We start from the raw sequence: 7,696 nt of genomic DNA, 5'->3' as shown, positions 1-7,696 counted from the left end.
TCATGAATTATGTGTGCATACATTTTTGTAGTTCGATGCCAAATCATTGTAGAGACGTAGCAATGCTACGTCTCTACATACCCGTGAATTGTAAATTCATATCTTGATTCAGCAACGCCGCAATTTGAAATTTACTGGCGGACAGATGATGGAAGTACCTGCAAGTCCATCTAAGGTGTTTTGATAGTCATACGTCTGGGACACAAGTGCGGATATCTCTAGATAAGTCTGTTGTTTGGGAGATATCTTCTCAGTAAATAGAGATACCACGGAACTCAAAGCATTTTCTTGGAAAATATCCCCATCTAATAGCTTTGTTTGCCACTGTTCATAGGTCATCAACTGCACTGGATAACCGAGAGCATTGATACTCATCACTAACTTGCGCATGGGCAATGGCTGGGGATTGAGTATGTGAAAGGCTTTCCCAATAGATGCTTTTTGTTTCGACAAATGGGCGATCGCTCTACTTACATAGTCTACAGGAGTCAAATTGAGGGTGACATCTAAGTCAGGCGCACTCTTGAGATCGATAAAGCCTTTGAGCATTCTAGATATCAGATCGTTGGTTTGAGATGCACCTGTTTGACTATGTCCTACAATCGTGCCTAATCTATAAATACAGGTAGGAATGCCACGTTTCCTTGCTGCCATCACCAATTTCTCAGCTACCCATTTACTTTGGGCGTAGCCATCGGAGAGTCCTTCATAATGAGCAAGTTCGTCTGACTCCAAGATCACCTTCATTTCCTGATATGTAGGTGATTGGAATACATCCAGAGTAGAGATGAAGTGTACGGGTTTGACTTTGATTTGACTTGCTAATCTCAAGATTTCCTGGGTTCCCAGAACATTGGTAGCTCGTAGTGCAGCGTAGGGATAAATTAAATTAACAAACGCTCCATTGTGATAAATAACATCTATTTCTCTCGCCAACTCACTAAAAAGCTGTTCATTTAGCCCCAAAAACGGTTTTGATAAATCCCCAACAACTGGAATAATTCGGGAATTTAACTCATCATTCCAAAGTAAATAGCGTTCTAAGTTTTGGCGAATTTTCTGCTTGCCTACCTCAGCACTTGCAGCACGAACCAAACAATAAATACTGGCTTTGGGGAACTCTTGGAGTAGTTCGCGCAGTAAAAAAGCTCCAATGAAACCTGTTGAACCAGTCAACAAGAACCGTTGAGGTTCAGTTATAGATTGACTGGAAATAGTATCGGGACGGATTGTCTCATCTAAGCTGGCTTCAGCATATAAATCTCTGGGGTTCCCTCGCCCCTGTATTGCTTCGACAAGTCCAGCTATAGTAGGTGCTTGGAGGAGATTCAACAGAGGCAATTCCACTTGTAAAGTTTCTCGCACCCTAGCCAGCATCTGCACTAATAGTAAAGAATTTCCCCCCAACTCAAAGAAGTTGTCATGTATCCCTACTGTCTCAATGCCTAAAACCCGAGTCCAAATTTGAGCTAGCTGTCTCTCAACTTCGGTATGGGGTGCAACAAAAGCCTCGTTTAAAACAGGTCTGTCTTGATTGGGTGCTGGGAGCGATCGCCGATCTATCTTACCATTGGGTGTAAGTGGCAAGGAATCCATCAAGACAAAAGCAGACGGAATCATGTATTCGGGCAATTTCGCTTGCAGAAAAGAGCGCAAGTGTGTGAAAGACAATCCCTGAGAATACCTAAAAGCCCAATCAATAGATTTAGCGATCGCTCTAAACAAATTCCTACCAAAACTTCTGGTTCTACATTCAAAGTCTGCAAGTAGTGAGCTAGCTGATTTGCCCGGTGATTCAGTTCTCTATAAGTAAGCTGTTCGTCTACAAAAATTACTGCGACTCGATCGGGTGTCAGTTCTACTTGCAATTCAATCCACTGATGAATACATAAATTCTTTGGATAATTCGCTTGAGTTTGATTCCATTCTTCAAGCAAATGATACAATTCTGCTGTAGTCAAAAGCGACAAATCTAAGGATTGCTGTGCTAGATTGACTATAAAACTAGTCATTAAAACATCCTCCGGCTCTGGTGCTGCTCCAGGTTCAGTGCAGCCCTTTCTTCAGGAGCCTGAGCCACTAAGTGATTTCTGCTGTAAAACCAGAAGTAGAGAATTGCGATAACCATGAACATAGCAACGCCCCAAGCACCAGGCTGGTAGGCAGGTACAGACAAACAAGCAGCTAGAGCAAGAATTGCAAGGGCAGTACCAACAGCTGCACCCCCAATCCCGAGTGGGCTTTGATAGGAACTTTCTAATTCGGGGCGATCGCTTTTGAGCTTTATATAGCTCAATAACACCAGGATATAGATGATTAATGCCCCAAAAACCGCCATATTCAACATTACATCTTTGACTGGACCCCCTAAAACATCAAGGGTAACTGCACAAACCAATCCAACTACCGTACCCAGAAGTAATGACCTGTAAGGGGTATAAGTTCTACCAGTGACCGCCAGCCAGCGTGGGATGTACCCAGCACGAGCAAGAGAGAAGAATGTCCGTCCATAGGCGTAGATAGTAAAAATGAAGCTAGCAAGCAAGCCACAAGACATTAAGACTGCTGTGGCAAACGTGGCAACGGGGCCGTGACCAAAGTAAGCCTTCAATCCATCTCCCAAGGGAGCGCTCGATTGACCAATAGCAACAGCGCCATCGCCCACGCCAGAGTTCAGTATCAAGGTAAATACTGAAAGGACAACCAAGGTGAACATGGCTGCGATCAGGGAAGCAGGCATATGGCGATACGGATCGCGGCTTTCCTCGGCAGCAAGTGGCATTTGCTCGATCGCCAGGTAAAACCAGATAGCATAAGGAATGGCGGCAAAAATCCCTTGCACCCCTTTGGGTAGCCAGGTTGTAGATTGACCAGGATCGGCAGGAACGTTGAAAAGAAGGTCTATTCTGAACTCGCCCAATATCAGCATATTCACATAGAAGATCGCTAACATCATAATCGCTATCAGCGTGATGAAATGACCTATATTGAAAGTCTGTTCCGTGCCCCAGATATTAATTGCCGTGAAGATACCGTAGATGACCACCCAAACAAGATAGACTGGCACACCGGGAATCAATGGCTGCAAGTAGCTGGTGACAGCAATAACAGCTACAACTGGAGCAAGTACGTTCTCAATAATCATGGCTACACCGCAGACATAGCCCCAAAATGGACCAAAGGCACTGCGAGTGAAGGAGTAAAGCCCTCCTGTATGCGGGAGCATCGTTGACATTTCTGCGAGGCTGTAGGTTAGACATATATACATGACTGCCATTAGGAAGGTAGCAATTGTCATCCCCCAAAAGCCGCCTGCTGTTAAACCAGAGTTCCATCCAGTGAAATTACCTGAGATGACAACGCCGACTCCGTAGCTCCATAACAGCCAAAAACCAACATTTCCTCTTAGTTGCTTCTGCCTGAAATAACTCTCGTTGACGCTTTTATAGTGAACAAAACCCCTCGATATTTGGTGAAACATAGCCTATTTTCCACAAATTAAACAATTGCGTTCAGATATCTCACTCACGCCGCAACTGCTGACGGCTGACATCAGTTCAACCGATGTGTACCTCTACCCTACGGGAATGCCTTACGGTGCACGAGAAGCTGTTACTCTGCAAGAAGCACCCTACGGGCGACTAAGTGTCTACGCCTACGAGATAGTGTGGGGCTTTTGGCGGGTTAAGCTAATTATTTCGTATCACCTGAAGCCCGGATGGCATCAAGGAGATAAGTAGGCGAGCTATGTTTGCTGAACCGTCGTTTAGCTACGAGTAAAAAGTGGATGTTAAAAGATAATTTGGTATCAAACGATCGCTTTCATGATTCTTCTCACACTCAATCCGGTTTTTATTTACCTTAGGCGAAGTCCGCACAGGGTCTACGATGGAAAAGGCTAGGCTTTTACTAAAAGACGCAAAAACCGAGAGTCTACACAACACTTATGGGTTCTGGTGGACTTTCTGTGGCTGCGTTCGCTTAAAGCTTTGCGAAGCAGTATTCCGCTCGCCAGGGAAAAAAAGGGTTTATACAAGTTTGGTATTTAAGATAGCGACCGATCAGCTATTATGCAGGCAATGTTATACCAATTTGAAAATTGATTGCGACAGATAGAGCGCTCAATCTGATTACAAGTAAATCTTTCACAATCACGCCACGTCACGCTAAGCGCTTTATGGCGGGGAATCATGCACGGGCAGTATCTCCTGGGGTAAACCCCCAAGACCAGATTGCCCCATCACCGCAGTGGCTCAAAAATCCAAAATTTAAAATCCAAAATGGTATGAACTTGCTTACTTGTAAATTTATCCTAGTAATAGTGACAAACTGGGAACAAAAAAAGTAGCAAAGTTTAAAACCCCTTTGGGGAGTCAACAGTCTAGAGTCTAGAGTCCAAAACCTATGGGTGGGGAGTTAAACTCTACCCAAGGGATGAAAAAAATATGGGTAGGGATTTTTACCCTACCCAATTTTTCTGTTGACTTTTGACTTTTGTTAAAATCACGAAATTTTGGTCTTTACCGTCACAGAAACTGGGTTTTTAGGATGAGTGAATCGATGTTCTAAATTGATAGCTCTTGACTAATGACCAGCAATTAGTTGTGACTCGCTCCTGCTAAGGGAAAAATGATTTCCTCTAGCGTTCGTAGTAATTCTTGCTCGTTATAAGGTTTAGAAAAGTAGGCTCTCGCGCCTAATTGCATCGCTAGTTGGCGATGTTTGTCACTGCTGCGAGAGGTGAGCATGGCAACTGGTATATTTTTAAAGTCGTTGTTTGATTTTATACGTCCTAAAAAACCATATCCATCAATGCGCGGCATTTCAATATCACAGATTACAGCTTGGACTTTCAAGCCATTTTGCAGTTTTTCTAAAGCATCTTGACCGTCTTTGGCTTGTTCTACTTGATACCCTCCTTTCTCCAAAGTCAACGCTAAAAAACGCCGGACATTAATTGAATCATCAACAATTAAGATTGTTCCTTTTTGGTCTCTTGACGAATCTATAAGTTTGTCCTCAGATGTGGTGAGGAACACTGTCTTTAACCTAGCTGATGGTAGTTGAGTGCTTCTAGGCGATCGCTCGTTAGCAGCAATCCAATACAATAATTCATTAATATTTACCAACGCCACTACTCGACCATCGCCCAAAATCGTACAGTTATTAAAGCCAGCAGGCAGAGGAATATTTCCTTCGATGCGGCGGATGGCAACTTCCTGTTCACCCCAACAACGGTCTATTTGTATGGCTACTGGTTGATTGTTGCCTTTAACAATTAATACGCTGGCAGCGTTAATTGCAGGGGGAGTTTCGAGGTGAGGGTTGTCGTACCGAGGACAATTAAACTCTAAGTAGCGACCAAGGCGAATCAAGGGTATCATGGTTCCCTGCCAATTGATGACTTCGCTATTCAGCATCGGGAATACATGCTCGCTTTGCAGTAAGAAGATTTCTGAAACTGTATCTGTGGGGAAAGCCAAAAGCATACGATTGCTTTCTACGAGCAGCACTCTTGCTACGGAGAGGGTAAATGGCACTGATAAAGTGAAGGTAGTTCCTGACCCTGGTAAGGTATCCACTTTAACGTCGCCCCGCACTTGTTTAAGATTACTGCGAACTACATCCATGCCAACACCACGACCAGATAAGGTTGTGACTTGGTCTTTGGTACTAAAACCTGGCTCAAAAATCAGGGATAGCAGTTCTTCATCGCTAGCTTGCGCTAGCAGCGCTGCATCTAACCCCATCGCTAGGGCACGGGCACGAATTCCATCTAGAGAAATGCCTCGACCATCATCTCTGATCGTAATAATGGTGCGATTGCCTTGGTGAGTGGCTTTTATTTCAATCAATCCTTGCTCTGGTTTACCACAAGCACGCCGTGTGACAGCATCTTCGATGCCGTGATCGAAGGCATTTCGCATCAGGTGCATTAATGGCTCATTTAATGCCTCTAAGATGCTGCGCTCAATCAGCGTACTAGCCCCTTCTATTTTCAATTGCACATTTTTGCCAAACTCCACACACAACTCACGCAGGGCCCTTGGAAAGCGATCGACAATATCGGATAGAGGGCGCATCCTTACTTGTGTAAGCTTTCTCTGTAGCTGCTTGGATGTTTTGTTGAACTTCCTGGCAATTTGATCGGTATCGTCTATACTGAGTTGAATGTCAGCAGTAACTTCTTGCACCTGCACAATGGTTTCCATCACTTCTTGCGAGAGCAGGTTTAATTCGTTATACCGATCCATTTCTAAGGCATCAAATTTGCTTTCTATGCCATTTGTCTGATAGTTGTAGTCAGATGCAAAGCGATCGGAACCATTACTAGCTGGCAACGCTAGTGGTGATGCATTGTATGGCATCACGTTCTGAGTGGCGATTTTGTCGTAGGCTGTACGTAGTTCTTGATTTTCTCGCTCTAGAATTTGGACTCGCTGACCGAGATTGCGAATCAGTTTGCGTAATCTTTCTAGCTGCAAGTTCATGCCATTACGTTGGATGATTAGCTCCCCAAACAAGTCATTAATCAGCTCAAGTTGCTTGCTGGGTACTCGGACTGTATTTTCCTGAGTTTCGCGGTCTTTACCAAGACCAATTGACTCTCGTTTGGATTCAACAAACTTGTAATCTGTGGTGGGAATTTCTCTAGAAGTTACCGGAGTAGGCTCTGGCTGTGGTAGATCGTTTAGGGAATTACTATCATCGGCAAAGGCTGCTTCTAGGGCTTCAAAATCGGCAGCAATGATTTCTTCATCGAGCCAGGCTTCTGCTGCAACTTCGGTTTGGAGAAAGTCTTTATTATCTGCTGTTGTTTCAGTTTCCAGAAACTGTGGGATGATGAATTCTTGTGTTTCTAACAGGTCGGTTGTTGATTCTGTGGGAACTGTAAATTCATCTAGTTCGATTTTTGTTGGTAAGCCTTCTAGTTGATTTGTTAGCACTAATGCTTGCGATCGCCGCCATGCTGACAAAGCTGCACGAGCAATTTGTTCAATTTGACTGGAATCAGCAGTGTCTAAGTGGTTGGCAATTGATTCACACAGTTGAGTAAAAGCTGATAACTGGAGCATTTCACCCAAACCACCCAACTCAGCTGCCATTATGGCTACTTCTTCTTTCAAGCAAGGCTGTTGGCTATCTGTTAACACAGATTCTAGGCGCTGCAAACATCCCTCTACCTCAGTTTCAAAGAGTAAGGGTATAATATTTTGCCCATCATCCTCTGGTGAAAGTATAGTGGTAGCGTCTTCAGGAGTTGGATCGCCCAAACGCTGATGCAGTTCTTCAAAAACTGGGTAACAAAAGGTATTTAACCACTGCTCGTCTACTGTATTTCCTTCTGAGTGCAATTCCACTATCTGCCGCAGCCAATCAATTCCAGATAGTAATAAGCTTTGCAATTCCGTGTCAATTTCTAAAGAGTTTTTTCGTGTTTTTAAGACTTTAAAAGAATCTTCTAAACGGTGCGCCAAATCCGAGAGAGCACGAAATCCCATCATCCCCGCACCACCTTTGATGGAGTGGGCAGATCGCAGTGCAGCGTTAATTTTTTCTGGAGCGATGCGATGATTGGTCTCGATTTCCAGTAATATTCCCTCTAATGTGTTGAGATAATCTGTTGCTTCCTCCAGAAACTGCATCTGGATTTCAAATTCTTTGTCCTTTGACATAGCTGTTGTCCTTAGTCATT

Annotated in this window: 5 protein-coding genes; 1 reads left to right on the top strand and 4 read right to left on the bottom strand. The window is 44.0% G+C overall.

The window, feature by feature from the left end; all coding sequences use genetic code 11:
- Nucleotides 1–108 precede the first annotated feature (108 nt).
- The 3 genes from HXY43_RS04035 to HXY43_RS04025 are packed head-to-tail and all read right to left on the bottom strand — an operon-like array spanning nucleotide 109 to nucleotide 3,481.
- Nucleotides 109–1,620, bottom strand: coding sequence for a non-ribosomal peptide synthetase (locus HXY43_RS04035; protein ID WP_290880310.1), 1,512 nt, complete (start codon nucleotides 1,618–1,620; stop codon nucleotides 109–111).
- The gene (locus HXY43_RS04030; protein ID WP_290880308.1) at nucleotides 1,617–2,012 is read right to left on the bottom strand and encodes an AMP-binding protein; all 396 of its coding nucleotides are present in this window, start codon (nucleotides 2,010–2,012) and stop codon (nucleotides 1,617–1,619) included. Before HXY43_RS04030 ends, HXY43_RS04035 begins: the two co-directional genes overlap by 4 nt.
- Nucleotides 2,012–3,481 (bottom strand): amino acid permease, encoded by a 1,470-nt coding sequence (locus tag HXY43_RS04025; RefSeq protein ID WP_290880306.1) that lies wholly within the window; start codon nucleotides 3,479–3,481, stop codon nucleotides 2,012–2,014. The genes HXY43_RS04030 and HXY43_RS04025 overlap by 1 nt, the downstream gene beginning before the upstream one ends.
- A 25-nt stretch (nucleotides 3,482–3,506) precedes the next feature.
- Between HXY43_RS04025 and HXY43_RS04020 the strand changes: the two genes are divergently transcribed.
- Nucleotides 3,507–3,740 carry a hypothetical protein gene (locus HXY43_RS04020; RefSeq protein WP_155960454.1) on the top strand — a complete coding sequence of 78 codons (234 nt, stop codon included), beginning with the start codon at nucleotides 3,507–3,509 and terminating at the stop codon, nucleotides 3,738–3,740.
- A gap of 858 nt (nucleotides 3,741–4,598) precedes the next feature.
- On the opposite strand, the gene HXY43_RS04015 is transcribed toward HXY43_RS04020, so the two are convergent.
- Nucleotides 4,599–7,676: a hybrid sensor histidine kinase/response regulator gene (locus tag HXY43_RS04015; protein WP_290880299.1), complete on the bottom strand. Its 3,078-nt coding sequence runs from the start codon at nucleotides 7,674–7,676 to the stop codon at nucleotides 4,599–4,601.
- Nucleotides 7,677–7,696: the final 20 nt, after the last annotated feature.

Origin of the sequence: Fischerella sp., assembly GCF_013388695.1 — a bacterium.
GTDB lineage: Bacteria > Cyanobacteriota > Cyanobacteriia > Cyanobacteriales > Nostocaceae > PCC9605.
This window is presented reverse-complemented; position numbering and strand designations above follow the sequence as displayed.